The 18320-nt window shown below is 71.1% G+C and carries 21 protein-coding genes; 12 read left to right on the top strand and 9 right to left on the bottom strand.

Translation table 11 applies throughout. The features are described 5' to 3' along the window. The coding region (locus CQZ88_RS27155; protein WP_146034377.1) for an MBL fold metallo-hydrolase at positions 1–323 on the bottom strand (323 nt) is incomplete at its 3' end. 123 nt (positions 324–446) lie between these two features. Between CQZ88_RS27155 and CQZ88_RS27150 the strand changes: the two genes are divergently transcribed. Beyond that, the gene (locus CQZ88_RS27150) at positions 447–1451 is read left to right on the top strand and encodes an NAD-dependent epimerase/dehydratase family protein (protein WP_102800569.1); all 1005 of its coding nucleotides are present in this window, start codon (positions 447–449) and stop codon (positions 1449–1451) included. A 7-nt stretch (positions 1452–1458) separates the two neighbouring features. Here the strand turns inward: CQZ88_RS27150 and CQZ88_RS27145 are convergent, their stop codons facing one another. The 5 genes from CQZ88_RS27145 to CQZ88_RS27125 all read right to left on the bottom strand — a co-directional run bounded on the left by CQZ88_RS27145 (position 1459) and on the right by CQZ88_RS27125 (position 6561). Beyond that, entirely contained in the window at positions 1459–3288 is a 1830-nt protein-coding gene (locus CQZ88_RS27145) for a sugar phosphate isomerase/epimerase and 4-hydroxyphenylpyruvate domain-containing protein (RefSeq protein ID WP_102800568.1), read from the bottom strand. Between the two features lie 153 nt (positions 3289–3441). Beyond that, positions 3442–3900: a type II 3-dehydroquinate dehydratase gene (aroQ, locus tag CQZ88_RS27140; RefSeq protein WP_006941726.1), complete on the bottom strand. Its 459-nt coding sequence runs from the start codon at positions 3898–3900 to the stop codon at positions 3442–3444. 55 nt (positions 3901–3955) lie between these two features. Beyond that, positions 3956–4951 carry a LacI family DNA-binding transcriptional regulator gene (locus tag CQZ88_RS27135; protein ID WP_006941725.1) on the bottom strand — a complete coding sequence of 332 codons (996 nt, stop codon included), beginning with the start codon at positions 4949–4951 and terminating at the stop codon, positions 3956–3958. Between the two features lie 133 nt (positions 4952–5084). Continuing rightward, complete coding sequence (locus CQZ88_RS27130) at positions 5085–6026, bottom strand: aldo/keto reductase (protein ID WP_231386039.1); 942 nt, start codon at positions 6024–6026, stop codon at positions 5085–5087. Positions 6027–6138: 112 nt separating this feature from the next. Continuing rightward, entirely contained in the window at positions 6139–6561 is a 423-nt protein-coding gene (locus tag CQZ88_RS27125; protein WP_102800567.1) for a MerR family transcriptional regulator, read from the bottom strand. Between the two features lie 145 nt (positions 6562–6706). Between CQZ88_RS27125 and CQZ88_RS30095 the strand changes: the two genes are divergently transcribed. The 4 genes from CQZ88_RS30095 (at position 6707) to CQZ88_RS27110 (ending at position 8086) form a co-directional block, all read left to right on the top strand. After that, a complete protein-coding gene (locus CQZ88_RS30095; protein ID WP_006941722.1) occupies positions 6707–6847 on the top strand; it encodes a hypothetical protein in 141 nt (46 codons plus the stop codon). 97 nt (positions 6848–6944) lie between these two features. After that, positions 6945–7127 (top strand): hypothetical protein, encoded by a 183-nt coding sequence (locus CQZ88_RS27120; RefSeq protein ID WP_006941721.1) that lies wholly within the window; start codon positions 6945–6947, stop codon positions 7125–7127. 95 nt (positions 7128–7222) lie between these two features. Continuing rightward, positions 7223–7759 (top strand): DinB family protein, encoded by a 537-nt coding sequence (locus tag CQZ88_RS27115; protein ID WP_050036084.1) that lies wholly within the window; start codon positions 7223–7225, stop codon positions 7757–7759. A 138-nt stretch (positions 7760–7897) separates the two neighbouring features. Continuing rightward, the gene (locus CQZ88_RS27110; RefSeq protein ID WP_003938775.1) at positions 7898–8086 is read left to right on the top strand and encodes a hypothetical protein; all 189 of its coding nucleotides are present in this window, start codon (positions 7898–7900) and stop codon (positions 8084–8086) included. Positions 8087–8151: 65 nt separating this feature from the next. On the opposite strand, the gene CQZ88_RS27105 is transcribed toward CQZ88_RS27110, so the two are convergent. The 3 genes from CQZ88_RS27105 to CQZ88_RS27095 are packed head-to-tail and all read right to left on the bottom strand — an operon-like array spanning position 8152 to position 10597. Next, positions 8152–9768 carry a cation acetate symporter gene (locus CQZ88_RS27105; protein ID WP_006941717.1) on the bottom strand — a complete coding sequence of 539 codons (1617 nt, stop codon included), beginning with the start codon at positions 9766–9768 and terminating at the stop codon, positions 8152–8154. After that, a complete protein-coding gene (locus CQZ88_RS27100; protein WP_006941716.1) occupies positions 9765–10106 on the bottom strand; it encodes a DUF485 domain-containing protein in 342 nt (113 codons plus the stop codon). The genes CQZ88_RS27105 and CQZ88_RS27100 overlap by 4 nt, the downstream gene beginning before the upstream one ends. Continuing rightward, a complete protein-coding gene (locus tag CQZ88_RS27095) occupies positions 10103–10597 on the bottom strand; it encodes a nuclear transport factor 2 family protein (protein WP_006941715.1) in 495 nt (164 codons plus the stop codon). The genes CQZ88_RS27100 and CQZ88_RS27095 overlap by 4 nt, the downstream gene beginning before the upstream one ends. Before the next feature lie 123 nt (positions 10598–10720). On the opposite strand from CQZ88_RS27095, the gene CQZ88_RS27090 reads away from it, so the two are divergent. From CQZ88_RS27090 to CQZ88_RS27060, 7 genes are all read left to right on the top strand, one after another. Then, positions 10721–11323 carry a TetR/AcrR family transcriptional regulator gene (locus CQZ88_RS27090; protein WP_029546592.1) on the top strand — a complete coding sequence of 201 codons (603 nt, stop codon included), beginning with the start codon at positions 10721–10723 and terminating at the stop codon, positions 11321–11323. A gap of 88 nt (positions 11324–11411) precedes the next feature. Beyond that, positions 11412–12608 carry an acyl-CoA dehydrogenase family protein gene (locus CQZ88_RS27085; protein ID WP_006941711.1) on the top strand — a complete coding sequence of 399 codons (1197 nt, stop codon included), beginning with the start codon at positions 11412–11414 and terminating at the stop codon, positions 12606–12608. Then, complete coding sequence (locus CQZ88_RS27080; RefSeq protein ID WP_006941709.1) at positions 12605–13339, top strand: hypothetical protein; 735 nt, start codon at positions 12605–12607, stop codon at positions 13337–13339. Before CQZ88_RS27085 ends, CQZ88_RS27080 begins: the two co-directional genes overlap by 4 nt. Further along, the gene (locus CQZ88_RS27075; protein WP_006941707.1) at positions 13336–14193 is read left to right on the top strand and encodes an alpha/beta fold hydrolase; all 858 of its coding nucleotides are present in this window, start codon (positions 13336–13338) and stop codon (positions 14191–14193) included. Before CQZ88_RS27080 ends, CQZ88_RS27075 begins: the two co-directional genes overlap by 4 nt. Next, positions 14190–15887, top strand: a complete 1698-nt coding sequence (locus tag CQZ88_RS27070; RefSeq protein ID WP_006941706.1) for an AMP-binding protein — start codon at positions 14190–14192, stop codon at positions 15885–15887. The genes CQZ88_RS27075 and CQZ88_RS27070 overlap by 4 nt, the downstream gene beginning before the upstream one ends. Beyond that, positions 15874–17109, top strand: a complete 1236-nt coding sequence (locus CQZ88_RS27065) for an acetyl-CoA C-acetyltransferase (RefSeq protein WP_006941705.1) — start codon at positions 15874–15876, stop codon at positions 17107–17109. Before CQZ88_RS27070 ends, CQZ88_RS27065 begins: the two co-directional genes overlap by 14 nt. After that, the gene (locus tag CQZ88_RS27060) at positions 17106–18272 is read left to right on the top strand and encodes a CoA transferase (protein WP_006941704.1); all 1167 of its coding nucleotides are present in this window, start codon (positions 17106–17108) and stop codon (positions 18270–18272) included. The genes CQZ88_RS27065 and CQZ88_RS27060 overlap by 4 nt, the downstream gene beginning before the upstream one ends. Positions 18273–18320: the final 48 nt, after the last annotated feature.

Here is an 18320-nt window from a genome sequence, read left to right as displayed (position 1 = left end):
GCGGGAGGGAGATCCTCGCGCATGCCGCGCAGCGCGGCCGCACTCGTCGTGATGCGGGCCGTCGCCGGAAGCGTGTCGTTGCCCCACCAGTGGTCGCCGTCGGAATGGGTGTTGACGGCCTCGGTGATCGGTGCCCGCGACACCAGCAGCTGCTGTGCCTCGGCGATCCGCCGCGCCAGCCGCGTGTCCCACGCGGTGTCCACGACCAGCGACGCCGTGCCCGCATCGACGACGAGACCGGTGTTCGCCTCTCCCCAGCCGCCCGGCGTCCGCACAACCGCCCACACCCCGTCGCCGATCTGCGTCAACCCGCCGTCGCCCACCGTTCGCCCCCCGTCCGCAGTGGCGGTGAGTCTAACCGCACGAGCCGGACCGTGGTTTGCCCCCGGCCGGCCCGGGAACGCGGTATGAATCGCACGGACGGCGTCACGAGCGAAGGGGATCCCATGGGAACGACGGTTGCGGTCACCGGCCCCACCGGCGAGATCGGCAGGGCCGCGGTCGCGGCCCTCGAACAGGACCCGCGCATCGATCGGATCCTCGGCATGGCGCGAGGCCCGTTCGATCCTGCCCGGCAGGGCTGGACCAAGACCGAGTACCGGCAGGGCGACATCCTCGACCGCGGCGCCGTCGACGCCCTGGTCGCGGAGGCCGACGTCGTCGTGCACCTGGCCTTCGTCATCATGGGCTCGCGCGCCGAGAGTCACCGGATCAACATCGCCGGGACCCGCAACGTCTTCGAGGCGACGGTTGCCGCCGCCCGGCCGCGGCGTCTCGTGTACACCTCGTCCGTCGCCGCGTACGGATACCACCCCGACAATCCGACCCCGCTCTCCGAGGACGTGCCCACGCGTGGCTCGCACGAGCACTACTACTCCGAACAGAAGGCCGAACTCGAGCGGGTGCTCGACGAGGTCACCCGCGGATCGGACCTCGAGGTGTTCGTGCTGCGGCCCTGCATCGTCGCGGGGCCGCACGCGACCGCCCTGGCCGATGCCATGCCGTGGCGGCAGGTCACCGGGCATCTGCCCGGGGCCGTGCGGAAGGTCGCCGGCGCCCTGCCCCTGCCGCGCCCGGTGTTCCCGGACCCCGGTCATCCGCTCCAGCTCGTGCACCACGACGACGTCGCGAGTGCCGTCGTCGCCGCCGTGACGTCCGAGGGGCCGCCCGGCGCGTACAACATCGCCGGCGACGGGGTGGTGTCGCTGTCGGACGTCGCGGCCGCGCTCGGCGCCCGGCCGATCCGGGTCCCGGCGTCGGTCGCGACGGCCGCGTCGGCCGTGGTGGCGCGGCTGCCGTTCCTGCCCTCCATGGTCGAGTGGATCCACACGGGCCGCACGTCCGTCGTGATGGACACGACGAGGGCCCGGACGCAGCTCGGCTGGCAGCCGCACTACACGAGCGCCCAGACCCTCGCGGCGCTGGCGAGCGCGGTGGGTGGCGCCCGGTAGCAGTGGGTCAGCGTCGTGCGGCCGCGTGCGCGGCCATGCGGATCGGGGCGTTGACCGTGCCGTGACCCCGGTAGCCGCCGCGCCGCTGCACCAGTTCGAAGAACACCCGGGCACTGACGACCTTGGTGAACACCTGGAACAGCTCGCCGCCGTCCTCGTCCCGATCGTAGAGCACGTTGTATTCCCGCAGGGCGGCAAGCATTTCCGGATCCGGAGCCAGGCGCGCATCCAGATCGTCGTAGTAGTTGCGGGGGATCTCGAGCACCGGCGCTCCCGAATCATGCAGGGCGCGAGCGGCTTCCACCGCATCATCGACACCGAACGCGATGTGCTGGGGGTGCCGCACGCCCGGTGCCCATTCGCCGCGACGGAGCACGGGTGCGACCAGGCCGACCTCGAAACCGTCCGTGGCGAGGACGCGGCTGCGCACCAAGCCGAACGGTCCCGCGTATTCGGCGGCCTCGGCGTCGGTCAGGCCCAGCACCGACCGGTAGAACAGCGTGGCTTCGTCGAATCGGTCGTAGGCCTGGGTCAGCGCGACGTACTCGGTGCACCGCACGCCCACCGCCGTCGTCGGCGTCGTGCCGGTGGGGCGGAAGTCGTTGCGCCAGTTCGCCGGGCCGTCGCTCCGCGACGACAGGAACAGGGCGGTGCCGTCCGGGGAGACCACTGCGGACAACGGTGCCTCACCCGGGCCGACGACCCGCGCCAGCTGCGGTGCCAGCAGCTCGTGGGCGTGCCGGGAGACGGCGCCGACGTCCGCGACCTCGATCCCCAGAGCGGTGACGGCCGCGCCCTCGGCCGCGCTGTGGGCCGGGTTCGAGGTGTTCACCAGCACCCGCGCATCCCCCTGCTCCCACAGCTCCACCGGCTTGCTGTGATGCTGCCCCGAGTGGGTGAAGCCGAGCGAGGCGAGGGCCGCACGGACCGGCTCCGCAGCGGTGGGCGGAGTTCCGATCTCCGTGAACGCGTGCCCGCGCACCTGTACCGGGTTGGGGTCACCGTCGAGCCGCAGTTCCAGATCGAGCAGCGAGCGCATCGCGTCGATCGCCGTCGGCACCGGCGCCGCCTGGCGGAACACATCGTTGAACACCTCGAGCGAGAGCGGCCCGGTGTAACCCGCCGCGAGGACGTGCCCGACGAGTCCGACGAGATCGAACTCGCCCTCGCCCGGGAACACCCGGTAGTGGCGGCTCCACTGCAGGACGTTCATGTCCATCTCCGGTGCGTCGGAGAGTTGCAGGAAGAAGATCTTCTCGCCCGGGATGTCCGCGATGCCGGCGACGTCCTTGGTGCGGGAGAAGATGTGGAAGCTGTCGAGGCACAGCCCGAGGGCCGGATGATCGGCCCGGCGCACGATCTCCCACGAGCGCTGCCAGGTGTTCACGTGGCGGCCCCACGCCAGCGCCTCGAAGGCGATCCGCATGCCCCGCTGCGCTGCCGCATCCGCCAGTTCCCGCAGCTGCGCGGCCGCGAGATCGACATCGTCGACGGTGTGCGGCGACACCGACGAGCACACCAGCACGAGGTCGGTGCCGAGCTGTTCCATCACGTCGAACTTGTGCCGCGCGCGGCGCATGTTGCGGGCGTGGATCTCGGCCGGGACGGCCTCGAAGTCGCGGAAGGGCTGATACAGCGGGATGCTCAGCCCGAGTTCGGCGCAGCGCTCGCGCACCGCCGCGGGGGTGAGCGGGGAGCCGATCAGGTCGGGTTCGAACAGTTCGATGCCGTCGAACCCGGCGTGGGCGGCGGCGACGAGCTTGTCCTCGAGGGTGCCGGACAGGCACACGGTGGCGATTGCCTTGGCGCGCTTGGTCCCAGGACGGGGGTGGGTCATGGTCGGGCTCCTCCACGGTGCCGCCTGTGCGGGCGGACTCGGAATCGGGGACCGGTGCGCGAGGGCGGGTTCGCCCCGCACACCGGTATCGGCAGGGGTGGCTCGCCGCGGGTCGCGCGCGAGGGGACCGGTCTCGGGGTGTGGGGGCGCCGGTTACGCCTGCGCCGTGCGCTGGGCCACGAGCGCGCGCAGCGCCCACTCGTAGCCGGCGACGCCGAGACCCACGATGATCCCGGACGCGACCGGGGAGATGTAGGAGTGGTGGCGGAACCCCTCGCGGGCATGGACGTTGGAGATGTGCAACTCGATGAGCGGTACGTGGGCGCCCTTGATCGCATCGTGCAGGGCCACCGAGGTGTGCGTGTAGGCGCCCGCGTTGAACACCACCCCGAGGGACTCCCCGCGGGCGACCGCGGCGCCGGCGTCGTGGAGGGCGTCGATGAGGACGCCCTCGTGGTTGGACTGCCGGAAGTCGATGTCGACGCCCAGTTCCTTGCCGACGTTGCGGCACAGGGTCTCCACGTCCTCGAGGGTCTGCGCGCCGTACACGCCGGGCTCGCGGGTGCCGAGCAGGTTGAGGTTGGGGCCGTTGAGGACGAGCACCGAGGTCATGGACGAATCTCCTTTGCTTTCTTCGTGTTCCGGGGGCATCTCCCGGTCGGGTCTGTCAGCCGACGGGCAGGCCGGCGGTCACGGTGCTCGAGCGCACGACGAGGTGGGTGCCGAGTTCCACGGGCGCAGCGCGGGGTGTGGTCTTTCCCTCGAGGACGTCGCACAGCAGGTCGATCGCAGTCACGCCGGCCTCGTCGAACGCGAGATGCACGGTGGTCAGCGGCGGCGAGGTCATCGCGCAGAGCCACGAGTCGTCGAATCCGACGACGGAGTAGTCGCGGCCCGCCCGCAGTCCGTGCTCGGCGAATCCTTGCATGAGGCCGACGGCGGCCTGGTCGTTGTACGCGACGATGGCCGTCGTCCCGGTGCCGACCAGTTCCTCGGCCGCCTTCCGGCCCGCGACGACGAAGTCGGGCTCGAGGGGGCCGAGCACCGTGCCGGTGATGCCCCGGCCGGCGCAGGCCTCCACGAAGGCGGCGAGGCGGCGGCGCTGGGCGAGCCAGTACTCGGGGCCGCCGAGGTAGGTGACGGCGGTGTGCCCGGCGTCGGCGAGATGCTCGACGGCCTCGACCATGCCGTCGTCGGAGGACAGCAGCACGGCGGGCAGATCGCCGGCAGTGTGGTTGACGAGCACGACGGGCGTGACCCGTGCGAGGTCCTCGAGGTCGGTGTCGGACATGCGCGGGGCGATCAGAACCAGTCCGTCGACCTGCCGGGCGATCGCGCGGACGAGGTCCAGCTCGTCCGCGGACCGTCCCTCGCCCGCCGCGACGAAGAGGGAGTAGCCGCGCGCGCGGGCCCGGTCCTGTGCCGACTCGACGGCGGGGCCGAACACGGGGTTGCGGATGTCCGGGACGAGGAAGCCCAGGTTGTGGGTGCGGCCGAGGGCGAGCGAGCGGGCGGTGGGGTTGGGGGTGAAGGACAGTGCCTCCGCGGCGGTGAACACCTTCGCGCGCGTGTCGGGACTGACGGCCTCCGGGCGGGAGAACACGCGTGAGACCGTGGCGGTCGAGACGCCGGCGCGCGCTGCGACCTCGCGAAGCGTCGCCATGGGTTCTCCTCGGGTGTGGGGTCCACCCACTGTGCAAGCGGTTACATCGCTTTGTCAAGCTGCATGTAACCGCTTGCACGGAGGGGCGGCCTGGGCGTCGCCCGCCGACCGTACCCAGCGGGCGACGCGTCGCTCACCCGTCGATGCTGGACATGTCCCCGTAGCGCTCCCCCACGACCGCCTCCCGGGGTACCGCCGACTCGATCGCGCCCAGCTCGTCCGCGGTGAGCGACACGGCCGCGGCCGCGACGTTCTCCTCGAGGAAACGCACCCGCTTCGTCCCCGGGATGGGGACCACGTCGTCGCCCTGGGCGAGGACCCACGCCAGTGCCAGCTGACCCGGGGTGCAGTTCTTGGACCGGGCCAGGCGGCGGACGGCGGTCACGAGCGCCAGGTTCGCCTCCAGCGCCGCACCCTGGAATCGCGGGAAATACGCGGTGCGGCGAGAATCCGAGCTCTCGAGATCGGACGGCGCCGTGATCGCGCCCGTCAGGATGCCGCGCCCGAGCGGCGAATACGGCACGAGCCCGATGCCGAGGTCACGCAGGGCCGGCAGGATCTCGTCCTCGATGTCGCGGGTGAACAGCGAGTACTCGGTCTGCAGCGCGGTGATCGGGTGGACGGCGTGGGCCCGGCGGATCGTCTCCGCGGACGCCTCCGACAGACCCAGATGGCGGACCTTCCCCGCCTGCACCAGTTCGGCCATCGCGCCGACGGTGTCCTCGATCGGCACGGTCTTGTCCACGCGGTGCTGGTAGTAGAGATCGATGTGGTCGACGCCGAGGCGGCGGAGCGACGCGTCGCAGGCCGTGTGGACGTATTCGGGCCGGCCGTTGATGCCGAGGCGGGTGCCGTCCTCGGCACGCTCGTTGCCGAACTTGGTCGCGAGGACGACGCGGTCGCGGCGATCCGCGACGGCGCGGCCGACGAGGTTCTCGTTGGTGAACGGCCCGTACATGTCGGCGGTGTCGAGCAACGTCACGCCGAGCTCGAGGGCCCGGCGGATGGTGGCGACGGCCTCGGCCTCGTCCCCGGTGCCGTAGAACTCGGACATGCCCATGCACCCGAGTCCCATCGCCGAGACCGTCAGCGGCGACGCGGTGCCGAGCGTGCGGGTGCCGAGTGGGGGCCGGGAGGTGTTGTTCGTGGTCATGGCGTCGAGTCAAGACCTTCGAGCGCGCTCGAAGTCAAGCGCGAGCGCTCTCGCACGGTCCGTCGTCGCGGCCGCTCGTCCGGGAGAGGTAGATGTCGATCTTGCCGTCGATCGCGGCGAGGTGCTCGGTCACCTCGTCGAGTTGGGTGAGCACCCGCGCCCGGTGCGCGCGGAGCAGCGCGAGGCGGTCCTGTTCGTTGCCGCCGCCGGCCCGGCAGAGGGCCGCGTACTCGCGGATCTCGCGGATCGGCATGCCCGTCGCCCGCAGCCGGGTCAGCAGCACCACCCAGGAGAGGTCGTCCTCGGTGTAGAGCCGGTGGCCGGAGGAGGAGCGGCCGATTGCACGCAGCATGAGGCCGTCGCGCTCGTAATAGCGGAGGGTGTGGGTGGTCAGACCGGTGCGCTCGGCGGCCTCGGCGATGGTCGCAACGGTCGTCGCGGAAGGGGCGGTCGTCATGGCTTCATGATCCGCCTCGGGGGTGGTCCTGCGCTCCGAAGGCGATCCGGGGTGGCCGCATCGGCACCACAGGGTGCCTGTCGAGGACCCGGATGGCGGCCGACGATGGGCGAACCCCGTTTCTCACCACCCTCAGGAGGCTGCCATGAAGACCCGGATCCGCACCACCGTCGCGGTCGTCGCGACCTTGTTCACCGTCGTCCTCGGCACCGCAGGCGCCGCGAACGCCGCCACCGCGAGCGCGTCCGTCAAATGCGGCCACGTGACCATCCACTGCCCGGGCTGAGCACGGGCGGCGTCGGGGACGTCGCCGTTCCCGACGCCGCCCACCGTGGGCGCGGTGCGCGGCCCTCCGCGATGACGAACAGATGGATGATGAACAGATGATCGAGACACCCGTGATCGTGGGCATCGTGTCCATCTGCGTCGGATTCGTGCTCTTCGTGCTCGCCGCGAGCGGAACGCGCGGCGGATGGAACAGGAAGCTGACGATCACGCTGTTCGTCCTGTCGGTCCTGTTCCTGACGCTCGTGCCGGTGACCGGTGCGGTCTTCTTCGCCACCTGATTTCCGGTCACCTATCGAGGACCAAAACTGTCCGCATTCGTCCCTACCGTCGTAGTCGTAGCCGCAGAATCGACATCACGAAGGGCGGAAGCGACATGACCGAGCGGACCCTCTCCGGAGAACGGGCCGACATCCTCGACATGCTGGCCGAGCAGCGGAAGATGTTTCTGATCACCCTCCGCAACCTCGACGACGAGCAGGCCCGCACCCGCAGCACCGTCAGCGACCTGACCCTGGGTGGGCTGCTCAAGCACGTCTCGACCACCGAGCAGCACTGGATCGACACGATCCGCACACTCGACGACACCGCCGAGTTCGACATGGAGTCCGCGATGGAGCAGTACTACATGCGCGACGACGAGACCGTCGCCGGCCTGCTCGAGCGGTACGAGGCGATCGCGGAGCAGACGGAGGCCTTCGTCGCCGGCCTCGCGGACCTCGACCTGCAGGTGCCGCTGCCCACCGCGCCGTGGGCGCCGGAGCGACAGTGGTGGAGCGCCCGAAAGGTGCTGCTGCACATCATCCGGGAGACCGCCCACCACAGCGGTCATGCCGACATCATCCGCGAATCCCTCGACGGGGCGAACACCACCATGCAGCAGGGCACCGACGCCGGCATGACCTTCGACTAGACGTCCGCGCGCGGCGGTGCTTCCCGCGCGCGTCCGTACGAGCGCGGGAAGCACTTTCGGTCGCGGGACGGCAGCCCGATCCGCGACACGCGCACGAATGTCGTTGGCCGTGCGCTCGACACGGAGCAGTATCGGGCCATGTCGGCACTCTGGGACGAAGACGGCCGCGTCGCCTGGGAACTGCACGCGTCCGGGTGGGACTGGGAACAGATCGGTCGCGAACTCGCGTGCCCCGAACACATCGCACGCGAGATGTGCGAGAGACACGGCGCGGTGCTCGCCGAACAGGCGCAGCAGGACCATCCGACGCTGTTCGACCTGCCCTGACGACGGCGACGCGACGGGCACCCCGCTCGGACCTGGCCGAGTGCGGGTGCCCGCCTGCGTCGTCGTCAGTGGGCGGTCGCGACCTCGGCCCCGATCCCGGTTTCCGCGCGCACCAGCATCTCGGCGAACTTCTCGTCCTCGTGCGCGGAGCGTCCGCGTCGCTTCTCGGCCACGAGTGAGCCGACGACGCACGCGGCAAGGCCGAGCGGCATGGTGACGATCACCGGAAGCTGGATCGTCAGGGGTGCCGGGCCGCTGCCGAGCCACAGCGCCTCGGTGAGCATGAGACTGACGATGGTCGAGACCAGGCCGGTGAGGATTCCCCACACGGCACCGGTGCTGTTGAAGCGCCGCCAGTTCAGGCTGAGCACCAGCGACGGCAGGTGGGCGCTGCCGGCCACCATGAACGCCATTCCCATGAAGTAGGTGATGTTCGTGTCGTCGCCGATCAGCATGGTCAGCCCGATCGCGACGGCGCTGAACGCCACCGCACCGAACCGGGCGACACGGGCCTGGGCGTTCTCCTCGCGCGTGCGCGCCGTGACGTCGAGTTCGTCCACCGGCGGCTTGCGGGTCAGCGCCGGCCAGATGTCGCGGGCGAAGGTGCCCGCGGCGGAGATCACCACGCCGGCGACAACGGCGACGATGCTCGCGAACGCGACCGCCGCGACCATCGCGAGGGCGATCGAGCCGCCGATCGTGCCCACGCCCCCGCCGAGTTCGGTGACGAGCACGGGCGCCGCGAGATTGCCGCCGGCGCCGACCCGATCGGCGCCGCCGTCCCCCAGCAGGGCTGCGGCGCCGAAGCCCATCACGATGACGATCAGGTAGAACATGCTGCACAGCGCGACGGTCCAGCCCAGCGAGCGTCGGGCGGTGCTCGCCTCGGGGACGGTGAAGAAGCGGATCAGGATGTGCGCCATGCCCGCCGTGCCGAGCGCGAACGCCAGCGAGTACGAGACGAGGTTCAGCGCGCTGGTCTGCCCGAAGATCAGGCCCGGGGACAGGACGGCCTCGCCCGCAACCGCGTGCTCGGTCGCGGTGTCGAGGACCTTCGGGAAGCTGAACCCGAACTGCGCGAGGATGCCCAGCCCGACCACGATCGCGAGGACCGACAGGATCGTGGACTTGATGACCTGCACCCACGTGGTGGCGAGCATGCCGCCGACGAAGACGTAGATGCCCATGAGGGTGCCGGCGACGATGACGGACAGCCAGAACGGGATACCGGAGACCGACTCGAGCAGCACCCCGGCCGCGACGAGTTGCGCGAGCAACACGAAGGTGCCGGTGGCGATGGTGCTCAACGCCACGACGACCCGCACGCTGCGTGCCTCGGTGCGGAACACGAGTACGTCGGCGAGGGTGTACTTGCCCACGTTGCGCATCTTCTCGGCGAGCAGGAACAGCACGGGCAGGAACGAGATCACCGAGGTGCAGAGGATGACGGCGCCGTCGACGCCCTTGTAGAAGATCAGGCCGGTGGTTCCGAGAAAGCTTCCGGCCGAGATGAATTCACCGGCGATCGCGAAGCCGTTCTGCCAGCTCGAGATCGAGCGGCCGGCGGCGAAGAATCCGTCGGCGCTGCGGGCCCGCCGGGACACGGCGAACGTGACCCACAGGGTCAGCGAGATCACCGCCGCGCAGATCGCGATCGCGAGGTAGTCGGCGTCGCCGGTCATGCCGCACGCTCCTGGTTCTCGAGGACGGCCGCGACGGCGGCGTCGGCGGCGGGCTGGATGTAGATGCGGGTGAGCCGGAAGTAGGCGTAGACGAGGACCCACGTCCCGGCGAACTGGGAGAACACGACCCACAGCGAGAGGGGAACTCCGAGGAGCTCGGTGTCACCGAGGAATTCGGGGAAGTAGGCGAAGCCGACGAGGAAGGACGCGAAGAGCGTGATCGCGAGGGCGCCGAGGGAGTTGGTGACGGTGCGCCGGCGGCGGCGCAGTTCGACGACCTCGGGCAGGGAGAGCATCGCGCTCCAGGTCGGTTGCGTTCCGGTCTGCAACTCGGTCACGGCCGCACCGCCGCCCGGCGTGCCGTCTCCAGCGCGAAGAGGTTCTCGTCCCAGCCCTGCTCGAGCGGACCGAAGAAGTGGAAGCGGACCTGCTTGACCCGGTAGCGCCAACGGCCGTCGACCTTGACCACCTCGTCGGTGTAGCGGCCGGCGGCGATGGCGGGGGCGCCGTCGGTCACGCAGGGCTGCCACAGGAAGGACCGCACGGTGGCGCGGTCGCCGTCGAGGTCGATCTCCATGTTCGTGATGAAGTGCCAGAACGTGGTCAGCCCTCCGGCGGCGAGGCCGGCGAAGAACTCGCGCATCTCGGCCTTGCCGCGGGGATGGGACAGGCCGTCGAACTCGCCGTCGTCGGTGAACAGGTCCATCAGGGCGTCCCAGTCGCCGTCGTCGAGGTGACGGCAGTAGCGGGCGTCGAGCGAACGGATCGCCTCGAGGTCCTCGAGGCGGGTGATGCGCTCGGTGAGCGTGATGTCGGGGATGGTGGTCACAGGTGCGCCCTCCGAAGAAGTGGTTAACGCATGTTCATGTGAGGTGGACCATAGACGGGCGGCAACCGCACCGTCAAGACCGGCTTCTTGCTGGTCCCGACCTGGGCCTCTACCCTCCATCTCATGAACACTCGATCGGGCACGACCCTGATGGGCGTCCGGGACCGGATCCTCGACGCGGCGCTCGACGAGTTCTTCGCGGCCGGTTTCCACGGCGCGACGATGCGCACCATCGCCAATCGTGCTGGTTGCAGCGCTGCGAACGTCTACAACCACTTCGAGAACAAGTCGGAGTTGCTCGTCGAGATCCTCCGGGCGGCCAGCGACGAGCAATTCACCGCCACGCGCAACGCGCTGCGCAAGGCGGGTACGGATCCCGCCGAGCGCTGGCGGGCCGCCGTGGTGGCGCACGCGCTGTTCACCGCCCGTAATCCGCGTGAGTGCCTGGTGGCGAACACCGAGCTCCGGTATCTCGGCGAGGTGGATCGCAAGCGGGTGGTCGGTTCGCGGGACGCGCAGGAGCAGCTGTTCGTCGAGATCGCCGAACAGGGTTCCCGGATAGGGATTTTCGATGTTCCGCACGTGCACCAGGCCGTGACCGCGGTCCTCACGATGTGCGCCGGTATCCCGCTGTGGTTCCGCCCGGACGGGCCGCTCGGCGCGGCCGAGGTGGCCGACGACTACGGCCGGTACGCGCTCAACCTGCTCGGATACCGCCCCGCCTGAACTCCGGCGTTGACGCCCGGGCGGGGGCGTGCTGTACTTGGTGAACAAGCGTTAATAACCAGATTCTGGTTCACCGAGGGAGTCCCCCATGACCCACCGGCCGTCGCAGCCCCGTACCGACACTCCGCGGTACCTCACCGAAGAGCGCCTCGCCATCCGCGACCTCGCCCGTGACTTCGCCATGACGAAGGTGCTGCCCGTCGCCAACGAGCTCGACCCCGTCCAGGGCACCATCCCCGACTCGCTGAAGAAGGAGATGGCCGAGATCGGGTTCTTCGGCATCATGATCCCCGAGGAGCACGGCGGCCTCGGTCTCGGCGTGTTCGAGTACTGCCTGGTCGCCGAGGAGCTGTCCCGGGCCTGGATGAGCGTGTCCGGTCTCCTCGCCCGCGGCAACGGCATGGGCGGTGGCTTCACTCCCGAGCAGGAGGCCGCCCTGCTGCCGAAGGTGGCTCGCGGCGAATACCTCGGCGCGTACGCCCTGTCCGAGGCGGAGGCCGGCTCCGACGTCGCCAACATCTCCTGCCGGGCGACCCGCGACGGGGACGAATGGGTCGTCAACGGCACCAAGATGTGGTGCACCTACGCCGACGAGGCCGACTACCTGGTGCTGTTCGCCCGCACCGATCCGCACAAGGATCCGGCCAAGCCGCACCGCGGGATCAGCGCGTTCCTCGTCGAGAAGCAGCGCGGCGTGTTCCCGGAGGGAATCTCGGGCACCAAGGTCCGCAAGATCGGCTACTTCGGCTGGCACACCTGGGAGCTGTCGTTCGACAACTTCCGCATCCCCGCCGGCAAGATGCTCGGCGAGGAGGGCAAGGGTTTCTATCTCGCCGTCTCCGGGCTCGAGGTCGGCCGGGCCCACACCGCGGCCCGCGCGATCGGCCTCGCCCGTGCGGCCCTCGAGGACTCGATCGCCTACGTACACACCCGGCGCCAATTCGGCCGTCCCATCGGGGACTTCCAGCACCTGCGGTTCAAGATCGCGAAGATGGCGGCCGACATCGAGGCGGCCCGCCAGCTGATGTACTCCGTGGCCACCGACATCGACACCGGGCGGCGCTGCTCGCTCGAGGCGTCGATGTGCAAGCTCGTCGCCACCGAGATGGCAGAGCAGGTGACCAGCGAGGCCGTGCAGATCCACGGCGGTGCCGGCTACACCACGGACTTCCAGGTCGAACGGCACTGGCGCGACGCCCGCCTGACGAAGATCTTCGAAGGCACCAGCGAGATCCAGATGCGCATCATCTCCGACGAGCTGCTCGGAAGGCCGGAAACCGCATGAGCACCACACTGAACACCCTCCGCGTCGGCGATCGCACCGCCGGTTCCGGCCGGATGGCCGCCGACCTGCTCGCAGAGTCCGGAATCGTCCTCCCGACAGGGACGTTCGCGCTCGGGACCGTCGCCGCCGAGCTGCTCACCCCGCCCGTGCCCGCCGCGCACCGCACGGGACTGCGCTGGACGGCGATCACGCCGGTCACGGCGGTGGACCGGATCCGGTCGGAGGCCGTCGTCACCCGCGTCGAGGGCACCACCGCCGAGCGGTTCGTCCGCGTGCTCGATGCCGCCGGCGCCGTGCGGGAGGAGGGCACCGAGACCTGGCGGCTCGCCACGCCATCCGAACCTGTTCCGGCACTGGACTTCTGCACTCCGGCCTGGGGTGAGCTGCTCCGTGACCACCTCGAGGCCGACCCCGCCTTCGGGTCCGCCCTGGCCACCTGGGACGGCACCGTCGGCCTCCGCTGTGGCGACCGGGAACTGCACCTGCGGATCTACCGCGGCCGCATCGTCGACGTCACGCGGCGCACCCCGCACGGGGCCACCTTCACGTTCGTCGCACCCGACCACACCTGGGTCGACCTGATCCTCGGTGCGCACGACGACTTCATGCGCCGCGCAATCGGCGGCGAATTCTCCTCCACCGGAGACGGATACGAGTATCTTCGGCTCACCAAACCGCTGAACCTGATCATCGGCCACGCCCGTGCCGTCGCGAGAAAGGCCCGCTCATGATCGAGGCCCGTTACCTGGACATCGACGGAGCCCTCGGATTCGTCGAGATCGTCACCCCCGCCGGCGAACACGCCCCCGACGCGCTTCCCACCGTGCTGTGCATCCACACCGCCGGGCAGAGCGGGGTGCAGTGGCGGCACGTCGCCCACGACCTCGCGGCCCGCGGCTACCGCGTGCTCGTGCCCGACCTGCCGGGACACGGCCGATCCGAGCCCGCCCCGGACGGACCGGTCACCAGCCTCACCACGTACGGCGACTGGCTCACCGCCCTGCTCGACGCGCTCGACGTGCACCGGCCGTACGTGCTCGGCTGCTCGATCGGCGGCAAGCTGACCCTCGAACTCGCCACCCGACCGGACCGGCCGCTCGCCGGCGCCGTCGCGATGGAGGCCGAGGCCGGCCCCGGCCGCGTCAATGTCTCGGGTCTGCGCCGCGAACTCGAGGACGTCGCCGGGCCGTCGCGCGCCGAACGCACCTATCTGGGCACCCTCGCCTCCGTCGGGCGTTCGGTACCCGCCGCGACGGCGCACCGGATCGCCCTCATGCACAAGCGGGAGGACCCGGAGATCTCGTCGTCCGACCTCATCGGCTGGGGCACCCACGACGTGCGCGACCGGCTGCCGCTGCTGACCTGCCCGCTCCACCTCGTCGTCGGGGCCGACGATCCGTGGCTCGACCCGGACGCCGTCGCGGACCTCGCCGTCCGGATCAACGACATCTCGCCGGGACGGGCGCGGTTCACCCGGCTCGACGGCGTCGGCCACTATCCCATGGAGGAGGTGGAGGGCTTCGCCGTCCTCGCCGACTCGTGGCTGACCGACCTGCGGGGCGCCACCGCGGAGGTGCTGTCATGACCGCGACCACCACCTCCGGACTGGCCGCGTTCCTCGACGACCTCGTCGCCGCCGATCCCGGTGCCGTCGCCACCTACGACGTCGCCGACGGGCGGCTGCTGATCTGCAACAGGGCGGAGCTGCGGCGCCGCGTGCAGGCGGTGCGGGCCGAACTCGCGGCCGTCGGCGTCCGGCGCGGCCGGTGCATCGCGGTGCTGTTGCCCAACTGGTCCGACGCCCTCGTGTGGCAGTTCGCGGCCGCGGCGCTCGGCGCCCACGTGATCGGCGTGAACACCCGCTACAACACCGCCGAGGTGGCCCACATCCTCACCGCGGCGCGGCCGGCGGTCGTCGCCGTCGCGGCCGGCTTCCACGGCCTGGACCTGTTCGGCACGCTCCGTGCCGCCTCGGAGGTCGCCGCGGTGCCGGCTCCCGCGGTCGCGGTCGTCGCCGAACCCGGCGGGGGATCCGCCGATCCGGCCCCCTTCGACCTCGGCGCCGGGTCCTGGTGCGCGGGCGGCGGCGACACCCGCGGCGTGCGCGCCCCGGACACGCCCGACACCGCGACGCTCACGCCCGCCGGCGCGGAGGACGATCCGGCGGACCCGCTGGCCGTCGCGTTCACCACGTCCGGCTCCACCGGAACCCCCAAGCTCGCCGCCCACCGCGACTCGGCGATCGTGCGGCACGCTCGCGCCGACGCCGCGATCATGCGGGTCGAGCCCGGCGACGTCGCGCTGTGCGTGCTGCCGGTCTCCGGGGTGTTCGGCTACAGCACCGCCATGGCCGCGCTCGCCGGCGGTGCCGCGCTGCTGATGGAGCCGGTCTTCGATGCCGCGGCGACCCTGCGCCGCATGGAACAGCTGTACGTCACGCACGTTGTCGGGGGCGACGACCTGTTCGGCCGGCTCCACGACACGTGGCACGCCGAGATGCGCGCCGACCTGTCGGCGCTGAAGTGGCTCGGCATCGCCGACTTCCTCGGCCGCTCGCACGAGATCGCCCGCTGGGCGCGCGACGAGTTCGGCGCCCACACCTCGGGCGTGTTCGGGTCGTCCGAGGTGTTCGCGCTGGCGTTGCTGTGGTCGGCCGGCGACCCGGAGTCGGTGCGCTGGAACGGCGGCGGCCGCCCGGTCGACCCGTCGGTCGACGTCCGCATCGCCGACCCGCTCGACGACCGTGTCCTCCCGGACGGGGAACAGGGCGAGCTGCAGGTGCGCGGCCCCAACGTCGTCGACGCCTACCTCGGCAACCCCGATGCCGCCCGCCGCGCATTCACCGCCGACGGCTGGTTCCGCAGCGGCGACCTCGCCGTCGCGACCGGAGACGGCGGCTACACCTACGTGTGCCGGATGGGAGACGTGCTGCGGCTGCGGGGGTTTCTCGTGGACCCGGCCGAGATCGAGCACCGTCTCGCCGAACACCCCGGGGTGCGGACCGCGAAGGTCGTCGGCATCACCGGCGAGGGCGGCTACACCCGGGCGGTGGGGTTCGTCGTCCCCGTCGAGGACGCCGTCGAGTTCGATGCGGCATCGCTGAAGGCGTGGTGCGCCGAGACGCTGGCCGCGTTCAAGGTGCCGGCGACGATCCACGTGATCGAGACGATGCCCACGACGGTGGGCGGCAACGGCACCAAGATCCGCGCCGTGGAACTGCGTGAGTGGGCGCAGCAATGGACCGACCGCGAAAGGGACTTCCGACGTGACCGCAACTGATGTGACCGCAACCGATGTGGTGATCTGCGAACCGCTGCGCACACCGGTGGGCCGGTACGGCGGGGCGTTCGTCGACGTCCCCGCCACCGACCTCGCCGCCGGGGTGATCTCGGAACTGCTGGCGCGCACGGGCATCGACCCGGAGTCGGTGGACGACGTGATCTTCGGCCAGTGCTATCCCAACGGCGAGGCCCCCGCGATCGGCCGCGTCGCCGCGCTCGACGCGGGCCTGCCGGTGACGGTGCCGGGCCTGCAGCTCGACCGCCGGTGTGGGTCCGGGCTGCAGGCCGTGCTCGACGCGGCGATGCGCGTGCAGACCGGCGTCGCCGACGTCGTGATCGCCGGTGGCGTCGAATCCATGAGCCGCGCCGAGTACTACACCGAATCGATGCGGTGGGGTGCCAAGGGGGCTCCGGCCGCCCTGCACGACCGCCTCGCCCGCGGCCGGGTCACCGCCGGCGGCCGTCACCATCCCGTCCCCGGCGGGATGCTCGAGACCGCCGAGAACCTGCGCCGCAAGTACGGCATCGGCCGACGCGAACAGGACGAGCTGGCCGTCGAATCGCACCGGCGCGCGGTGGCCGCCATCGAATCCGGGGTGTTCGCGCAGGAGATCGTGCCGGTGGCGGTGCCCCAGCGCAAGGGCGACGACCGCATCGTGGACCGGGACGAGCATCCGCGCGCGGACGCCTCCGTCGACACCCTCGCGAAACTGCGGCCGATCATGGCGGCGCAGGATCCGGAGGCGACGGTGACCGCGGGCAACGCCAGCGGTCAGAACGACGGTGCCGCAGCCTGTCTCGTCACCACCCGCGCGCAGGCGGACCGCCTGGGCCTGCGTCCCCTGGGCCGGTTGGTGACCTGGGCGGTGGCCGGCGTCGCGCCGGCGGAGATGGGCATCGGCCCGGTGCCGTCCACCGAGAAGGCCCTGAAGCGCGCCGGCCTGACGCTCGCCGACATCGACCTGATCGAACTCAACGAGGCGTTCGCGGCGCAGGCACTCGCGGTGACCCGTGAATGGAACTTCGGGACAACCGATTTCGAGCGGACGAACGTCAACGGTTCGGGAATCTCGCTCGGCCACCCGGTCGGGGCGACCGGCGTGCGCATCCTCGCCACGTTGCTGCGCGAACTGGATCGTCGCGGGGCGCGCTACGGCCTCGAGACGATGTGCATCGGTGGCGGGCAGGGGCTGACGGCGATCTTCGAAAGGGCCGCATGACGACCCGGCCGCTCGAGGGGATCCGCGTCGTCGACCTGTCGAGCTTCGTCGCCGGTCCGACCGCCGGGCGCATCCTCGCCGAGCTCGGTGCCGACGTGGTCCGTGTCGATCCGGTCGCCGGCGCGGTCGACGGCGGGCGGTGGCCCCTCGCGGAGTCGGGGGCGAGCCTGTACTGGACGGGGTTGAACCAGGCGAAGCGGTCCGTCGCGGTGGACCTGCGCAGTGCGGACGGTCGTGCCGTCGTCACCGAGCTGATCGCCCGGTCCGGGGTGGTGCTCGAGAACGCGGCCCACGCACCGTGGCTCGCCCACGAGGTGCTCGCCGCGCGACGACCCGACCTGATCCACCTGCACATCGCCGGCAACGCCGACGGCACCCCCGCCGTGGACTACACGGTCAACGCCGCTGTCGGGCTGCCTCTCATGACCGGGCCCGTCGATGCTGCGGCCCCGGTGAACCACGTGCTCCCGGCCTGGGACCTGATCACCGGGGTGCAGGCGGCCCTCGGCATCGTCGCCGCGCTGCGCAGGCGGGACCGCACGGGGGAGGGCGCGTACCTCGAGCTCGCGCTCGAGGACGTCGCGGTGTCCGCGGTCGTGAGCATGGGCTGGCTGGCCGAGGCCGAGGAACGCGGCTCGGCCCGCGACCGGCAGGGCAACGCGCTCTACGGCAGCTACGGGTCCGACTTCGCCACGGCGGACGGCCGCGCCGTCATGGTCGTCGGCCTCACCCCCGCACAGTGGCGATCGCTCGTCGAGGTCACCGGCACCGCCGAGGTCTTCGCGGCGCTCGAACGGCACCGCGGGCTGCGGTTCGCCGACGAGGGTGACCGCTACGCCGCGCGCGACGAGATCACGGCGATCCTGCGTCCGTGGTTCGCGGCGCGCACGCTCGCCGAGATCGAGAAGGAACTGTCCGGCAGCCGGGTGCTGTGGGCGCCGTACCGGACCATGGACGAGGTGGCCGCCCGCGAGTACGCGGTGATCGAACGCGTCGAGCAGCCCGGCGTCGGCCCGGTGCCGACGGCGCGCTCCCCGTTGCGCTGGGACGGGACGTACACCGAGGCGCGCCCGGCGCCGCGCCACGGGCAGCACACCCGAGAGGTACTCGAAGAACTCGGTCTCTCCCCCGAGCGTGGAGACGAACCCGGCGGAGCGCGCTGACCGCGGCCGTGTCGAGTGCGCTGAGCGCCGTTCGGTCCGGTGACGAGC

The organism is Rhodococcus sp. ENV425 (assembly GCF_002887785.1).
Lineage (GTDB): Bacteria > Actinomycetota > Actinomycetes > Mycobacteriales > Mycobacteriaceae > Rhodococcus > Rhodococcus aetherivorans.
Note: the sequence above shows the minus strand (reverse complement) of the source record. Positions and strands in the feature narration are given on the sequence as shown.